Consider the following 14,791-nt stretch of genomic DNA (forward strand, 5'->3'; position numbering starts at 1 on the left):
TCTTGTTGCGCTTGACATAGGGCTTGACGTGTTGCGGCGCCATCAGCTTCACCTCATGGCCTAGCTTGCGTAACTTCCGCGCCCAGTCATGCGCTGCGCCGCACGCCTCCATTCCAATCACCGTCGGCGGCAGCTTGGCAAAAAACACCAACACCTCGTTGCGCCGAAGCCGCTTGCGCAACCCCGGCCGCTCCGCGGCATCGACCCCATGCAGCTGAAAAATATGCTTCGACGTATCCATTCCAATGCGGATAATCTGGTCCACGGACGGCTCCCTTGTCTGAGATTTGCAACAACCTCATTCTGGCACACTGATGCCGTAGGGGGCCGTCCACCCCATCAGCCGCGGCCTCTCGTTCGAAAAAGCCAGCAGCCACTGCCGTACCCACAAACGCCGCGGCCTATGGGTCCCCGCTTTCGCGGGAACGACACCCATATTTTATGATACTACCCCTGCGCGCTCAATTCCGCCCAGTCGAATTCTTCTTCAAGCTGATGAAAGGCATCGTCGCCGATGGTTTCGGATTGGCGTAGCGTGAGGATCGCTCGCCGGGCGGCGTTGATGGCGCGCCGCCGCAACGGATCTGCCGGCAGTTCGCCGGTTGAAACGCCGCCATCGGGATTGCCTTCCGCGCGAAGCAGCAGCGCGCGGTATTCAAGCCGGAGCATTTCAGCTTCTTCGGATGGGTCGCCGTCGATTTCATCCAGCGCAGCCCGATAAGCGACGGCACGGGCGCGGGCCACCTCGGCGGCCACCGGGTTCTCGTCCTTCAGCCGCAGCGCCAGGATCAGCGGCCGCAATGTCAGACCCTGGATCACCAGCGATCCCAGCACCACGGCAAACGCCGTCAGCAGAATGAGATCGCGATACGGAAAACCTTCCGGCAGCGCATACGCCGCTGCCAGCGTGACGATGCCGCGCATGCCGCACCAGGACACGACGATGCCGCTTTCAACGGTGGGCGCGGCCGTCGAGCGTCCGGGATGAAAGATGCCTCGCGCGATCAGTAGCCGCAATGTGGTACCGTAAATGATCACCCAGGCGATGCGTGTGAAGATGACCGTTGCGAGGACGCCGGCGGCGATCGCGCAGTATTCCAGCCGTACCAGTTCGTCGAGCCGTTCCCAAATGGGACGCAACTGCATGCCGATCAGCATGAACGCCAGCACGTTGAGAACAAAAACCGCGGTGTCCCATACCGCGTAGGACGGCACGCGCAGACGCGCGGGGATTCGCGCCGGCGCGGTGCGCGCGATGGTAATCGCATAGGCGACGATGGTCAGAATGCCGGAAAGGCCGATGTGCTCGGCCACGATCCATACAGTGAAGGTGCCGGCGAATTGCACGATGATCGCGCTTGGCGCATCGGTGATCCGCTGGGTCAACTTCGTTGAAATCCTGGCAAACAGATAGCCGGCCGCCAGGCTCCCCGCTAAAGCCAGGACGATCGACGGTGCAAACTCGCTCCACCTGAAGTGCTGGACCGCGGCAGCGCCAACGGCGACGCGATAGATCAGGAGCGCGCTGGCGTCGTTGAGGAGGCTTTCACCTTCGAGAATTTTCAGGATCCGATACGGCAGGTTGACCTGCCGCAGGACGGCCGTCGCCGCGGCCGCATCAGGCGGCGCCACGATGGCCCCAAGCGCGATCGCGGCCGACCACGGCATGTCCGGCAGCAGCCAGTGGACAAGCACCGCCACCGCCGCGGTGGTGAGGCCGACCGCGACGAATACCAGCGTCGAGACCGGCAGCCAGTTATTCCTGAGGTCGCGCAGCGAAGTGTCGAAGGCGGCATCCAGCAGCACCGGCGCTACGAACAGCGCCAGCGCCAGATCAGGCTCCAGCGTCCAGGACGGGCCGGATGGCACGAAGGCCAGCAGCATGCCGCCGATGGCGAGAAAGGTCGGATAAGGCACCTTTATCCGCCGCGCCAGCGCCGACAGCAGCACTGCAGCAAGCAGCAGGCCAATAAGCCATTCGAATGTGATCAAGTCGCGGGTCCCGTCGGCCGTTTGATGTCGCCATCAGTCTAGCACCAAAACCACCGCGTCATCCGGGCGCGGCAGTGAGCCGCGCCTTTTGCTATTGAGCGAGCGCCAATATTCCACCCGCGAAGGAATGCCAGGCCGCCGTGGCGCTGATCGGCCAGTTCAGGAGCTTCACAGCTATCAGCGTGGCGCCGCCGTAGATGTACACCGGGTGCGGACGTCCGCGCGTACGCCAATCGAAAACGATCGCGACCACGAGCAGCAGGTAAGCGACGAAAGCCGGGGCGATGGTGACCTCGACCGGAGGCGGGCCGGGTGGTCCAGGCGGCGCCAGGAAGGTGAGAAACCAGCGGGCCACCGCCGCGTCCAGCAGCGATATGCCGGCCAGAAGCATCAATCGCTTGTGGGTTTCGGGCTGACGCGTGGCGGCAACGGCGAGGATGAAGACCACCGCAAAGAACAGGATGCCACTAAGCGGGACGATCACAAAAGCTATCCCCGCATCGGTTTGCCCGATCGCCGCAGAGCGCTTCATCGCGTTGACCGCGACCAGAAAGCCGAAGATCGTCATCGCGGTCGCCAGCGACACGCCGATCATTCCCATCGTGCGATGACGTGCGATCTGTCCGGAAGCGGCCAGCCAGGTCTGTAACGCAAAGTACAGGGTCCAGGCGAAAAACAGCATGCCGTGAAAATGAACCACCGGCGAAGACGAGAACGATCCCGAAGCCAGGGGTAGCCAGTAGGTCGGCGCGAAGCCGAGGAAGGCGACGGCCGTGCACGCCAGCGCCATATGAAAATAAAAATATCGCGTGTCTGACGCCGCGCTGGCGCGCACGCGATTGCCGTCGATCAAGGTTGTCATGAGTGTTGAGTCTCTGGGACCGGGTTTTGGTTCAAATAAACCATCCGGCCATATCCGTTCTGGTCAATAAACGACCATGCAATTGCTCTGCATTCCGATCCGCGGCATTACTGGCGTGTGGCGGCCTCTCCGATATCGAAGGCGATTCGCTGGGTACATCGATGAGACATAATTTCACGGCCCGGATCCGAACCGCAGCGGTCGCCTCTCTGCTGTGGACAGCGCCGCCGCAACAGGCGCTGGCCACCGGCGCCGAGCCCGCCACCGATCCGCAGGTCGACCCCGCGCCTTGCATTGCTGCGGCGGCGTCCAATGATGCCGAGAAGATCATCGCCATTTGCGGCGCGCTGGTCGACAACGAGAAGACGCTGCGGGCGGACCGCATCAAGGCGCTGATCGCGCGCGCCGGCGCCTACGACCGCAAGGAGCTGATCGACCGCGCCATCGAGGACTACGACACGGCGCTGCGGCTCGACCCGACGCTGGCCGATATCTTCAACGCCCGTGGCGAACTCTGGCGCAGGAAGGGCGATCGACCCCGCGCCCTGCAGGATTTCGGCGCCGCGATCAAGCTTAACCCGGATCATCCGGCGGCGAAGCGAAGTTACAAATCGCTCGCACGGGAGGTTGAACGCCTCGGCGCGTTTATGGCGCTCAATAACCAGCCGAACTTCAATTGTTCGACCGCCAGACGCGCAGTCGAGAAGGCAATCTGCGCCAATCCTGAACTCGCCAATCTTGACCGCGAGATCAACGCCGTGAACAGCAAAGTGGTTCGCGAAGCGGCCTCCAACAGTCTGCGGGCCGGCCGCGCCTTGCAGCGCGAACAGGACGTCTTTCTCGCCCGCCGCAACGCCGGATTCGGCCGGCCGGGCTACGACCTGCGAAGCGCAATGAGAGAGCGACTGGACCGTCTGCTGGCGATTGAATCCTATTGAACGCCGGCGCGATCCATTAGCCCAATGTTGCACTGTTTTCGCCTTGAAATGGCGGCGCTTCCCGTGACAATGCAGCCTGGCAAGCAAAGAAACTGCCGCCCGTACCGTCATGGCCGGCCTGTCCCGGCCATCCACGTCTTGCTTTCTTTGATAGGATGCAAAGAGGTGGATGCCCGGGACAAGCCCGGAACATGACGATGTGGATGGATCACGGGGAGCGACGCCATGAACATCCAGAACAACAGCCGGTATCACGAGGTCCATGCCCGCTCGCTCGCCGACCCGGAGGGCTTTTGGCGCGAGGCGGCGCGGGAGATCGACTGGATCGAGCCCGCGAAAAAGATATTCGATCCCGGCATGGGTCTGTATGGCTGCTGGTTCGCCGGCGCCGTGGTCAACACCTGCTACAACGCGCTGGACCGTCATGTCGCCGGTGGACGCGCGGATCAGGTGGCGCTGATCCACGATTCGCCGCTGGCCAATACCATCTCGAAACTGACCTACTCGGAACTGCTCAAGGAGGTGCAGACGCTCGCCGCGGTCATGCAGGATTTCGGCATCGTCAAGGGCGACCGCGTCATCCTCTATATGCCGATGGTGCCGGAAGCCGTGGTCGCGATGCTGGCCTGCGCGCGGATCGGTGCGGTGCATTCCGTGGTGTTCGGCGGCTTCGCGGCGAAAGAACTCGCGACGCGCATCGAAGACGCCAAACCAAAACTGATCTTCTCGGCAAGCTGCGGGCTCGAGCCCGGCCGCATCGTGCAGTACAAGCCGCTGCTCGACGAGGCGATCAAACTTTCAAGCGTGAAGCCGCAAGCCTGCATCATCCTGCAGCGGCCGCAGCACTCCTGCGAACTCACCGCGGGCCGCGATCACGACTGGGCGGCGTTGCGCCGCGCCGCGTACGACGCCGGCAAGACGGCTGCGTGCGTGCCGGTGCTCGCGACCGATCCGCTCTATATCCTCTATACCTCGGGCACCACAGGTAAGCCCAAAGGCGTGGTGCGCGACAATGGCGGGCATCTGGTCGCGCTGAAATGGTCGATGTTCAATCTGTACGGCGTCAAGCCCGGTGAAGTCTGGTGGTGCGGCTCCGATATCGGCTGGGTGGTCGGCCACAGCTACATCATCTACGGGCCGCTGTTTCACGGCGCGACCTCGATCATGTATGAGGGCAAGCCGATCGGCACGCCCGACGCCGGCGCGTTCTGGCGGGTGATTGCCGAGCACAAGGCTGTGGCGCTGTTCACCGCGCCGACCGCCTTCCGCGCCATTCGCAAGGAAGACCCGGACGGCAAGTTCATCCGCCGGAACGACCTTTCCAAATTCCGCACGCTGTTTCTCGCCGGCGAGCGCGCCGATCCGCCGACGGTGGAATGGGCGGAAGCTCAATTGAAGGTGCCGGTGATCGATCACTGGTGGCAGACCGAAACCGGCTGGTGCATCGCCGGCAACCCGGTGGGGTTGGGGATGCTGCCGGTGAAGCACGGCTCGCCGACGGTGCCGATGCCGGGTTATCAGGTCGACGTGGTCGATGAGGCTGCCAGGCCGCTGCCCGCGGATGTCATGGGCTCGCTCGTGATCAAGCTGCCGATGCCGCCGGGCTGCCTGCCGACACTGTGGGAGCAGGACGAGCGCTGCAAGGAAGCCTATTTCAATGAATTCCCCGGCTACTACAAAACCGCCGACGCCGGTTACAAGGACGAGGATGGCTATGTCTTTGTGATGGGCCGCACCGATGACATCATCAATGTCGCCGGTCACCGGCTCTCCACCGGCGGCATGGAAGAGATTCTCGCTTCCCATCCCGACGTCGCCGAATGCGCGGTGCTTGGCATCAAGGACGCGATCAAGGGCGAGGTGCCCTGCGGTTTCCTGGTGCTGAAGGCCGGCGTCGCGAGAAGCCATGCCGAGATCGAAACGGAGATCGTGACGCTGGTGCGCGAAAAGCTCGGCCCCGTCGCGGCGTTCAAGCTCGCCATCACCGTGGGCCGGTTGCCGAAGACGCGTTCGGGGAAAATCCTGCGCGGCACCATCAAGAAGATCGCCGACGGCGAGGCGTGGACCATGCCGGCGACCATCGAGGATCCGAAGGTGCTGGACGAAATCGGCGAGGCGCTGAAGGGACGCGTGTAAGGCTTTCTTGAATAGGCCGTATTTCTCTGGACCTCATCCTGAGGAACGGCGTAAGCCGCGTCTCGAAGGATGGTTCGAGACGCCCGCGGCGCGGGCTCCTCACCATGAGGTTCGAAAGGCAACGCATGAAATTGAAATTTGCTATCCCGCTATTGCTCGTTGTCCCGCTGCTCGCGGGCTGCCTCGAACGGGGACAGCCGACCATGGCCGATGCAAATGGCGACGACGATGCGATCTGCCGTGCCAACAATGTCGCGGTCGGCTCGCCCGAATATGTCGCCTGCCGGAAAGATCGCGATGTGGCGCGCAACAACTCCGTCGCGCGCGCCGACCGGCAGCAGCGCAATCTCGGCGAATATATGATGAATAACCCGGTCAGGCCGTAACCTCAGGAGGCGATCATGAACGAAGACGTTTTTAACAACAGCCTGCGCAAATTCCTCAAGAAGGTCGGCGTCACCTCGCAGCGCGAAATCGAGAAGGCGGTGCGCGACGCGGTGGAAGCCGGCCGTCTCAAAGGCAACGAGAAAATGGCGGCCAAGATGGTTCTTACCGTTGGCGGCGTCAGCCTCACCCACGAGATCACTGACGAGATCGAACTCGGTTAATTTCGGCCGACGGCAATCGACCTCATCCTGAGGAGCGCGCTGTTGCGCGCGTCTCGAAGGATGATGGGACGCATCCCTCATGGTTCGAGACGGGCAAAGATGCGCGCCTCTGCGATGAGGTAATCATCGCAGAGGCGCAGGAACAGAATTATGGACATCAAGGTCAGGGACTCGAACGGCGCGCTGCTCGCCGAGGGCGACAGCGTGACGCTGATCAAGGACCTGAAGCTGAAGGGCTCGTCCACCGTGCTCAAGCGCGGCACCGTGATCAAGAATATCCACCTGACCGACAACGAAGACGAGATCGAAGGCCGCACCGACAAGGTCAAGGGCCTGGTGCTGAGGACAGAGTTTTTGAAGAAGGCGTGAGGGGAACGCCGCAATTGACGGCGAACCACGCAACGTGGCCCGCCGAGCGCGCTCAGCCGGTAACCGTCATCATCCGCGAAAGCGGATGATCCCGTATTCCAGAGACGTCAGTGATTAAATCGAGAGGTCGCGGCGCACTGGATGCCCCGCCGGAGCCTGTCATCGGGCTCGCCGAAGGCGAGACCCGGTGGCGGGGCATGACGACCACAGCGGCAGCCGACCAGCTCCTACTCCTCGTCCTGCTTCTTCCCGCCGATGGTCTTCAGCTTGGCGAACACGGCGTCGACGTTGAGATCGTCGCGCTGCTTCTCGGTGGGCTCGAATTCCGGCTCCTTGCGGGTGGTCTCGGAGGCCGGCAGCAAGGTCGCGCCGCCATATGCGGCGTCGGTCGGCTTCTCCTTGGCCGCGCGCTGCACCTCGAAATCGAGCTCGATCTGCGAGCACAGACCGAGCGTCACCGGGTCCATCGGGGTCAGGGTAGAGGCATTCCAGTGGGTACGATCACGCACGCTGGCGATGGTGGTCTTGGTGGTGCCGACCAGGCGCATGATCTGCGCGTCCTTCAATTCGGGATGGTTGCGCACCAGCCACAGGATCGCGCTCGGCCGCTCATGGCGGCGCGATACCGGCGTATAGCGCGGGCCCTTCTTCTTGGCCTGCGGCGGCAGCGTCACCTTGCTCTCGCCGAGCTTGAGGCGATAGTTCGGGTCCTTTTCGCCCTTTTCGATCTCGTCGCGGGTCAATTGGCCGGTCGAAATCGGGTCCATGCCCTTGATGCCCTGGGCGGCGTCGCCATCGGCGATGGCGCGGACCTCCAGCGGGTGCATTTTGGTGAAATCGGCCACCTGGTCGAAGGTCAGCGCGGTATTGTCAACCAGCCACACGGCAGTCGCTTTTGGCATCAGCGGTGCATTGCTCATGGCAAATCTCCTTAGCGCTTCGCCCACCTCTTTTGGAGACGAAGCCGTGGTCATCAGCGATGACGGGAATTATACCCCTATATAGGCCGTCCCGGCCTTGCCGCGCAATGGTTTGCTGACCGGCCTTGACAGCGCCCAAAAGCCGTCCCAAGTCGTTATTTGAATTGACCGTTCCCCGCCCGCCGGCTGGGGGTGATTCGGTCCGAGATCGCCCCTATGTCAGCCAAACCACCCCTGAAAATCGTGCTTTGTTCGCCCCGGGGCTTCTGCGCCGGCGTGGTGCGGGCGATCGACACCGTGGAACGCGCGCTCACGATCTATGGCGCCCCGGTCTATGTCCGTCACGAGATCGTCCACAACCGCTACGTGGTCGACAGCCTCAAGACCAAAGGCGCGATTTTCGTCGAGGAACTGGCTGAAATCCCCGACAACACCAACGCACCGGTGGTGTTTTCAGCCCACGGGGTTCCGAAATCGGTGCCGGCGGATGCCCGCGCCCGTAATTTCTTTTCGTTGGATGCCACCTGTCCGCTGGTCACCAAGGTGCACCGAGAGGCGGCGATCCATTTCAAGCGCGGCCGCGAAATCCTCTTGATCGGGCATTCCCATCATCCCGAAGTGGTCGGCACGCTCGGGCAATTGCCGGCCGGCGCCGTGACGCTGATCGAGACCGCGGACGACGCCAAGACCTTCACGCCGAAGAACCCCGACAATCTCGCCTTCGTCACGCAGACCACGCTGTCGATCGACGACACCGCCGAAATCGTCGCGATGCTGAAGGAGCGGTTTCCCAACATCTCCGGCCCGCACAAGGAAGACATCTGCTACGCCACCACCAACCGCCAACTGGCGGTGAAGAAGGTGGCGCCGGTGGTCGACGCCCTGATCGTGGTCGGCGCGCCGAATTCGTCGAATTCGCAGCGGCTGCGCGAGGTCGCCGAACGCGAGGGCTGCCCGATCGCGGTGCTGGCGCAGCGCGCCGGCGATCTCGACTGGTCACGGTTTGAGGGCATCAAGAGCCTCGGCATCACCGCCGGTGCGTCGGCGCCGGAAGTGATCGTCGAGGAGATCATGGGTGCGTTCGCCGAACGCTACGAATTGCATGTGGAGACGGTCTCGGCCGCGGAAGAGAACGAATTCTTTCCGTTGCCGCGTTCGCTGCGGCCCGACGCAGCCGAGTAGCTGCGATGGCGGTTTACACCGACGTCGCCGCCGACGAGCTTGCGGAATTTTTGAGCCATTACGACATCGGCGAATTGTTGTCCTACAAGGGCATCGCCGAGGGCGTCGAGAACTCCAACTTCCTGCTGCACACAACGGCCGGTTCGTTCTTCCTCACGCTGTATGAAAAGCGCGTGGCGGTCGGCGACCTTCCGTTCTTCCTCGGGCTGATGGGACATCTCGCCGGTCACGGCATCGTCTGCCCGCAGCCGGTGAAAACGCGTGGCGGCGAAACGCTCGGCAGGCTCGCCGGCCGGCCCGCGGCGATCATCGATTTCCTCGAAGGCGTGTGGCCGCGCAAGCCCAACGCCGCGCATTGCGCCGCGGTCGGCCAGGCGCTGGCAAAACTGCATCTGGCGGGCCGCGATTTTCCGATGAAGCGCGCCAACGCGCTCTCGGTATCGGGTTGGCGTCCGCTGTTCGATCAGGCGGCGCCGCGCGCCGATACGCTTCAGCACGGCTTGCGGCAGCTAATGAGCGATGAACTCGATCATCTCGAAAAAACCTGGCCTAAGAATCTCCCTGAAGGCGTGATTCATGCCGACGCGTTTCCAGACAATGTGCTGTTTCTCGGCGAGAGGCTCTCGGGCCTGATCGATTTCTATTTCGCCTGCAACGATATCCTCGCTTACGACATTGCGATCTGCCTCAACGCCTGGTGTTTCGAGGTCGATCATTCCTTCAATGTCACCAAGGCACGCGCATTCCTCAACGCCTACGGCCGTGAGCGGAAATTGTCCGACGCCGAGCAGGACGCCCTGCCGTTGTTGGCGCGCGGCGCTGCGCTGCGAATTCTGCTGACGCGTCTAGTCGACTGGTTCAACGTTCCGCCGGGCGCAATGGTAAAACCCAAGGACCCGCTCGAATATTTCCGCAAGCTGCGCTTCCAGCAGAGCGTTGCCAGCATGCGCGACTACGGCGTCGCAGCCTCGGGGCTGGTGGCGTGAGTTCGCCTCCGTCGGTTATCATTCACACCGATGGCGCGTGCTCGGGCAATCCCGGGCCGGGCGGCTGGGGCGCCATCCTGAAATTCGGCGACTTCGAAAAGGAATTGAAGGGCGGCGAGGCACGTACCACCAACAACCGCATGGAACTGATGGCGGCGATCTCCGCCCTGGAAGCTCTGAAGAAACCCTGCACGGTCGATCTCTACACCGACAGCCAGTACGTCCGTCAGGGCATCACCGGCTGGATCCATGGCTGGAAGAAGAACGGCTGGCGTACCTCGGACAAGAAGCCGGTCAAGAACGTCGATCTGTGGCAGCGCCTCGATGCCGCCCTGAAGACGCACGATGTACGCTGGCACTGGGTCAAGGGCCATGCCGGCCACGACGTCAACGAACGCGCCGATCAGCTGGCGCGCGATGGCGTTGCCATGGCGCGGTTGAAGACTAGGCTGAGAGATTAGTCGCCGCTTTGCCCTCTCCCCTTGTGGGGGAGGGTGGCGCCTCACGGAGTGAGGCGACGGGTGAGGTGTTCTCACCGCGGATAAAGACCCCTCATCCGGCGCGGATTTCGTCCGCGCCACCTTCTCCCACAAGGGGAGAAGGGAAGCAAAAGCCGGCCGACGACGAAGAAGCGGCGCTTACAGTTGCGCCAGCAGCGTCTCGCCGCCGGAAACCTCGACCTTGCCGGGCGCCGGCTCGAGATTGAGCTGCTTGACCACGCCGTCATCCACCAGCATCGAATAGCGCTTGGAGCGGATGCCAAGGCCGTTGCCGGAAGCGTCGAGCTCCATGCCGATCGCCTTGGTGAATTCGGCGTTGCCGTCGGCGAGGAATACGGCTTCGTCGCGCTGGTCGGTGTCGCGCTTCCAGGCGTTCATGACAAAGGCGTCGTTGACGGAGATGATCGCGATCGTGTTCACGCCCTTGTCCTTGATGGCGTAGGCGTTGAGAAAAATGCTCGGCAGATGCATCTTGTGGCAGGTGCCGGTGTAGGCGCCGGGCACCGCGAACAGCGCGACCTTCTTGCCCTTGAAGATGTCGTCGGTGGTCCTGACCTGCAGACCTTCTGCCGTCAACACGCGAAGCTTGGCATCGGGCAGCTTGTCGCCAACTTTGATGGTCATCGTCAATTCTCCCTGGATGTGCGGGGATGTCTTAAAGCATTTTCCGGGGGGATGGAAAGCGGTTCACAGCGGTTTGCTGGAGGCAAGGCCGGGACCTTTCAACGTCATTGCGAGGAGCGAAGCGACGAAGCAATCCAGCTTGCTGATGTAAAGCTGGATTGCTTCGCTTCGCTCGCAATGACGGTGGAGTCGATCCTATGCCGCCGCGGCCTTCTTTTCGTCGCGCAATTCGCGGCGCAGGATCTTCCCGACATTGGTCTTCGGCAGGGAGGTCCTGAACTCGATCAGCTTCGGGACCTTGTAGTTGGTCAGTTGGGTGCCGCAGAATTTGATGATGTCTTCGGCGGTGACGAGGGGATCCTTCTTCACCACAAACGCCTTGACCGCTTCGCCCGAACGCGCGTCCTCGACGCCGATCACGGCGCATTCCAGCACGCCGGGGTGGCTGGCGATCACTTCCTCGACCTCGTTGGGATAGACGTTAAAGCCCGACACCAAGATCATATCCTTCTTGCGGTCGACGATCTTGGTGTAGCCGTCCGGCGTCATCACGCCGATATCGCCGGTGCGGAAGTAGCCATCCGCGGTCATCACATTTGCGGTCTCTTCAGGCCGGTTCCAGTAACCGGCCATCACCTGCGGGCCTTTGGCGCAGATTTCGCCGGGCTGGCCGAGCGGCACTTCGTTGCCGTTGTCGTCGCGGATCGAGATATAGGTCGACGGCACGGGAATGCCGATCGAGCCGGAGAACTTGTCGGTATCCGCGGGGTTGCAGGTCAGCGTCGGCGAGGTTTCCGACAGGCCATAACCCTCGGACAGCGCACAGCCGGTCGTCTTTAGCCAGGCCTCCGCGACGGATTTCTGCGTGGCCATGCCGCCGCCGTTGGAGATTTTCAGCTTGGAGAAATCGACCTTGTCGAAGCCGGGCGTGTTCAACAGGCCATTGTAGAGCGTGTTGACCGCCGGAAAAAAGTTGACCTGGTATTTCATCAGCTCCTTGACGAAGCCGGCCATGTCGCGCGGGTTGGGAATCAACAGATTGGTGCTGCCGGCGCGCACCCCCAGCAGAAAGCAGGCCGTCAGCGCGAAGATGTGATAGAGCGGCAGCGCGCAAACGATGATCATCGGGTCGACATGCGGCGGCCTTTTCAGCGCCGGCTGCACCCAGGCGTCGTTCTGCAGCACGTTGGCGAGAATGTTGCGATGGAGCAGCGTCGCTCCCTTGGAGAGGCCGGTGGTGCCGCCGGTATATTGCAGGAAGGCGACATCGTCGGGCGCGATCTTCGGCTTGTTGAACTGCATGCTACGGCCGGCCGCCAGCGCCTCGTTGAAGCTCACGGCGCCCGGAATTGAATAGGCCGGCACCATCTTCTTCACCCGCCGCACCACCAGATTGACGATCACGCCTTTCAATCCAAGCAGATCGCCCATGCTGCCGATGATGACGTGCTTGATCGCGGTCCGGGCGATCACCTGCTGTACGGTGGTCGCAAAGTTTTCGAGAACGATGATCGCCTCGGCGCCGGAGTCCTTGAGTTGATGTTCAAGCTCGCGCGGCGTGTAGAGCGGATTGACGTTCACCACCGCGTAGCCGGCGCGCAGCACGGCGGAGGTCGATACCGGATATTGCAACACATTTGGCATCATCAGCGCGACGCGTGCGCCTTTTTGCAGGCCCTTGCTCTGCAAATAGGCTGCGAGTGCCACCGACATCTCGTCGAGATCACGATAGGTTATCGACTTGTCCATGCAGATGAAGGCTTTGCGGTCGCTGAATTTCGCAAAGCTTTCTTCCAGCAGTTCCACAAGTGATGTGTACTGGGCCACATCGATATCGGCGGGCACGCCGGCCGGGTATTGCTTGAGCCAGATGCGCTCCATGGTATTTCCCCTCTCGGTTTAGAGCCTGATCGGTTCTGATCAGAACCGCGGCTCTAACTTTTGTTTTGACGCGTTTTCTTCACGCGAACCGGTACCCACTTCGCTCAAAAACGCTATGGTCCCCGTTTCTTGGGACGGGACGCCTTGTTTTGGACAGTATTGAGCAATGCGGCGGCTTATGGCAAGCGGCAGCGCGAAATGACGCATCGTCGGCTAATTAAGGGCCGTCGGTCCGGCCGGCCGAGGCTTAAGGGCGTGGAGCGGCGACGGTCTTTTGATCCGCCGGCTTGGTCTCGGTCGTGCTCTTGGGTTTGGGCGAAGGCTTTGCCGCAGCCGGCTTGGCGGCAGGCTTGTCGCCCGCGGCCACCGGCTTTTCGCCAGCTTTTGGCTTTGTATCCGGCTTCGCATCCGGTTTGGCATTCGCGTGTCTGACGGCGGCCGGTTTGGCAACCGATTTCGGCTCGGACTTGGCATCCTTGCCGGTATCCTTCCCAGTATCCTTGGCTTCGGTCTTCGGCTCAGTCGCGGCATCAGGCTTTTTCCCGGCAACCCGCGACTTCTTTTTTTCACGACGTTGGATCGTCTGCTTTTCGGCGTCCGCAGCCACCACGGCAATCAACGCGGGGCCGGTCTTGGACGGACCGGTATAGACGGGGATCGGCTCCGAGGGCGTGGCCGCCGCCGCCAGCAATTCCGACGGCTTCGCCATCGGCGGCTGGAGCCCGGCGGTGAAAAACGTCATCACGGCGGCTTCGCCGCTGCTGGAGCCGCTGGCGCCGGCGTTGCTTGCGACGGTGTCCTCATCCTCGTCGGTTGCAGGCCGTTTGCGTTTTTTGCCGCACATCTCGTCGCGCAGGTTCGGTGGCGAGGCATCGATCGGCACCAGATTGTCGACGGTACCCAGCGAAGGGCGCAACCACGTCAGCGTATTGTTGGCAAAGCCGCGCTCAAGCAATTGCGCGGCCCGCACCGCGCGCATCTGGCCCGATGAAGCGCCGAGCACCACCGCGATCAGCCGTTTGCCATTGCGTGTGGCCGACGCCACCAGATTGTAACCGGACGCGCAGATGAAGCCGGTCTTGAAGCCATCGGCGCCCGGGTAGCGTCCGATCAGCTTGTTGAAATTCTGCGTGACCTTGCGGCCGTAACGGATCGAGGGAATGTGCACGAAGTATTCGTATTCCGACAGATCGCGGATGATGGCGCGGGCAAGGATCGCGAGATCGCGCGCCGACGTGATCTGGCCTTCCGCGGGCAGGCCGTTCGGGTTGACGTAGCTCGTCTGCGTCATGCCGAGCCGCTGCGCTGCCTGGTTCATTTGAGCCGAAAAACCATCGATCGAACCGCCGACGCCCTCGGCCAGCACCACGGCCATGTCGTTGGCCGACTTCACCATCATCATCTTGAGCGCGTTATCGACGGTGACTTGAGTCCCCGGCCGGAAACCCATCTTCGATGGCGACTGCGCGGCCGCGGTCGGCGATACCGTCAACAACGTATCGAGCGAGAGGCGCCCATCCTTGACGGTCTTGAGCGTGAGATAGGCCGTCATCAGCTTGGTCACCGATGCCGGATACCACGGGTAGGTCGCGTTCTCCGCCTGCAGCACCTTTCCGGTATCGGCCTCGACGACCAGCAGCGCTTCCGCATGCACAACGCGCGGCACAAGAACGCTGAGCGCTGCGACAAGAACAATCCAGCTCAACGATGGCTTGCGAAGCAACGGGCGAAGAAAATGCACTATGCGATTCCGGTGTTTGAGACCGCCTCTGATAGAGGAGGTCCGGCATGTG

At 62.3% G+C, this 14,791-nt stretch carries 14 protein-coding genes and 1 pseudogene; 8 read left to right on the forward strand and 7 right to left on the reverse strand.

What is annotated here, in order from left to right; all coding sequences use genetic code 11:
- The 3 genes and pseudogenes from N554_RS0122490 to N554_RS0122500 all read right to left on the reverse strand — a co-directional run.
- Nucleotides 1-265, reverse strand: a pseudogene (locus tag N554_RS0122490) (IS110 family transposase); the annotation flags it as partial.
- Nucleotides 266-447: 182 nt separating this feature from the next.
- Nucleotides 448-1,992, reverse strand: a complete 1,545-nt coding sequence (locus N554_RS0122495; RefSeq protein ID WP_029585539.1) for a cation:proton antiporter — start codon at nucleotides 1,990-1,992, stop codon at nucleotides 448-450.
- Nucleotides 1,993-2,083: 91 nt separating this feature from the next.
- The gene (locus tag N554_RS0122500; protein WP_029585540.1) at nucleotides 2,084-2,854 is read right to left on the reverse strand and encodes a hypothetical protein; all 771 of its coding nucleotides are present in this window, start codon (nucleotides 2,852-2,854) and stop codon (nucleotides 2,084-2,086) included.
- A 161-nt stretch (nucleotides 2,855-3,015) separates the two neighbouring features.
- Between N554_RS0122500 and N554_RS0122505 the strand changes: the two genes are divergently transcribed.
- The 5 genes from N554_RS0122505 (at nucleotide 3,016) to N554_RS0122525 (ending at nucleotide 6,905) form a co-directional block, all read left to right on the forward strand.
- Nucleotides 3,016-3,792: a hypothetical protein gene (locus tag N554_RS0122505; RefSeq protein ID WP_245283678.1), complete on the forward strand. Its 777-nt coding sequence runs from the start codon at nucleotides 3,016-3,018 to the stop codon at nucleotides 3,790-3,792.
- Between the two features lie 225 nt (nucleotides 3,793-4,017).
- Entirely contained in the window at nucleotides 4,018-5,928 is a 1,911-nt protein-coding gene (locus N554_RS0122510; RefSeq protein WP_029585543.1) for a propionyl-CoA synthetase, read from the forward strand.
- A 125-nt stretch (nucleotides 5,929-6,053) separates the two neighbouring features.
- On the forward strand, nucleotides 6,054-6,314 hold the full coding sequence (locus tag N554_RS0122515; RefSeq protein WP_029585544.1) for a hypothetical protein: 261 nt from the start codon (nucleotides 6,054-6,056) through the stop codon (nucleotides 6,312-6,314).
- Nucleotides 6,315-6,329: 15 nt separating this feature from the next.
- Nucleotides 6,330-6,536: a DUF6494 family protein gene (locus tag N554_RS0122520; RefSeq protein ID WP_029585545.1), complete on the forward strand. Its 207-nt coding sequence runs from the start codon at nucleotides 6,330-6,332 to the stop codon at nucleotides 6,534-6,536.
- 150 nt (nucleotides 6,537-6,686) lie between these two features.
- A complete protein-coding gene (locus N554_RS0122525) occupies nucleotides 6,687-6,905 on the forward strand; it encodes an alkylphosphonate utilization protein (RefSeq protein ID WP_028168250.1) in 219 nt (72 codons plus the stop codon).
- Between the two features lie 227 nt (nucleotides 6,906-7,132).
- Here the strand turns inward: N554_RS0122525 and N554_RS0122530 are convergent, their stop codons facing one another.
- Nucleotides 7,133-7,825 (reverse strand): DUF1013 domain-containing protein, encoded by a 693-nt coding sequence (locus N554_RS0122530; protein ID WP_029585546.1) that lies wholly within the window; start codon nucleotides 7,823-7,825, stop codon nucleotides 7,133-7,135.
- A gap of 216 nt (nucleotides 7,826-8,041) precedes the next feature.
- Here N554_RS0122530 and ispH point away from each other — a divergent pair, with 216 nt between their 5' ends.
- Genes ispH through rnhA form a run of 3 tightly spaced genes read left to right on the forward strand, consistent with a single transcriptional unit; the run spans nucleotide 8,042 to nucleotide 10,454 of the window.
- Nucleotides 8,042-9,007 (forward strand): 4-hydroxy-3-methylbut-2-enyl diphosphate reductase, encoded by a 966-nt coding sequence (ispH, locus tag N554_RS0122535; RefSeq protein WP_029585547.1) that lies wholly within the window; start codon nucleotides 8,042-8,044, stop codon nucleotides 9,005-9,007.
- A 5-nt stretch (nucleotides 9,008-9,012) separates the two neighbouring features.
- Nucleotides 9,013-9,993 (forward strand): homoserine kinase, encoded by a 981-nt coding sequence (locus N554_RS0122540; protein ID WP_029585549.1) that lies wholly within the window; start codon nucleotides 9,013-9,015, stop codon nucleotides 9,991-9,993.
- The gene (gene rnhA / locus N554_RS0122545; RefSeq protein WP_029585550.1) at nucleotides 9,990-10,454 is read left to right on the forward strand and encodes a ribonuclease HI; all 465 of its coding nucleotides are present in this window, start codon (nucleotides 9,990-9,992) and stop codon (nucleotides 10,452-10,454) included. The genes N554_RS0122540 and rnhA overlap by 4 nt, the downstream gene beginning before the upstream one ends.
- A 177-nt stretch (nucleotides 10,455-10,631) precedes the next feature.
- Here rnhA and N554_RS0122550 read toward each other — a convergent pair whose 3' ends face one another.
- The 3 genes from N554_RS0122550 to N554_RS0122565 all read right to left on the reverse strand — a co-directional run bounded on the left by N554_RS0122550 (nucleotide 10,632) and on the right by N554_RS0122565 (nucleotide 14,739).
- Nucleotides 10,632-11,117 (reverse strand): peroxiredoxin, encoded by a 486-nt coding sequence (locus tag N554_RS0122550; RefSeq protein WP_029585552.1) that lies wholly within the window; start codon nucleotides 11,115-11,117, stop codon nucleotides 10,632-10,634.
- Between the two features lie 195 nt (nucleotides 11,118-11,312).
- Nucleotides 11,313-12,998 carry a long-chain fatty acid--CoA ligase gene (locus N554_RS0122560; RefSeq protein WP_029585554.1) on the reverse strand — a complete coding sequence of 562 codons (1,686 nt, stop codon included), beginning with the start codon at nucleotides 12,996-12,998 and terminating at the stop codon, nucleotides 11,313-11,315.
- A gap of 247 nt (nucleotides 12,999-13,245) precedes the next feature.
- Nucleotides 13,246-14,739, reverse strand: a complete 1,494-nt coding sequence (locus N554_RS0122565) for a D-alanyl-D-alanine carboxypeptidase family protein (RefSeq protein ID WP_029585555.1) — start codon at nucleotides 14,737-14,739, stop codon at nucleotides 13,246-13,248.
- Nucleotides 14,740-14,791 lie beyond the last annotated feature (52 nt).

The sequence above is a fragment of the Bradyrhizobium sp. URHD0069 genome, from assembly GCF_000701345.1.
GTDB lineage: Bacteria > Pseudomonadota > Alphaproteobacteria > Rhizobiales > Xanthobacteraceae > Bradyrhizobium.

Coding starts and splice junctions, on each gene's coding strand:
- N554_RS0122560 (WP_029585554.1), bottom strand. CDS start 12,998: ATGGAGCGCATCTGGCTCAAGCAATACCCGGCCGGCGTGCCCGCCGAT.
- N554_RS0122505 (WP_245283678.1), top strand. CDS start 3,016: ATGAGACATAATTTCACGGCCCGGATCCGAACCGCAGCGGTCGCCTCT.
- N554_RS0122540 (WP_029585549.1), top strand. CDS start 9,013: ATGGCGGTTTACACCGACGTCGCCGCCGACGAGCTTGCGGAATTTTTG.
- N554_RS0122530 (WP_029585546.1), bottom strand. CDS start 7,825: ATGAGCAATGCACCGCTGATGCCAAAAGCGACTGCCGTGTGGCTGGTT.
- N554_RS0122550 (WP_029585552.1), bottom strand. CDS start 11,117: ATGACCATCAAAGTTGGCGACAAGCTGCCCGATGCCAAGCTTCGCGTG.
- ispH (WP_029585547.1), top strand. CDS start 8,042: ATGTCAGCCAAACCACCCCTGAAAATCGTGCTTTGTTCGCCCCGGGGC.
- N554_RS0122525 (WP_028168250.1), top strand. CDS start 6,687: ATGGACATCAAGGTCAGGGACTCGAACGGCGCGCTGCTCGCCGAGGGC.
- N554_RS0122510 (WP_029585543.1), top strand. CDS start 4,018: ATGAACATCCAGAACAACAGCCGGTATCACGAGGTCCATGCCCGCTCG.
- N554_RS0122500 (WP_029585540.1), bottom strand. CDS start 2,854: ATGACAACCTTGATCGACGGCAATCGCGTGCGCGCCAGCGCGGCGTCA.
- N554_RS0122515 (WP_029585544.1), top strand. CDS start 6,054: ATGAAATTGAAATTTGCTATCCCGCTATTGCTCGTTGTCCCGCTGCTC.
- N554_RS0122520 (WP_029585545.1), top strand. CDS start 6,330: ATGAACGAAGACGTTTTTAACAACAGCCTGCGCAAATTCCTCAAGAAG.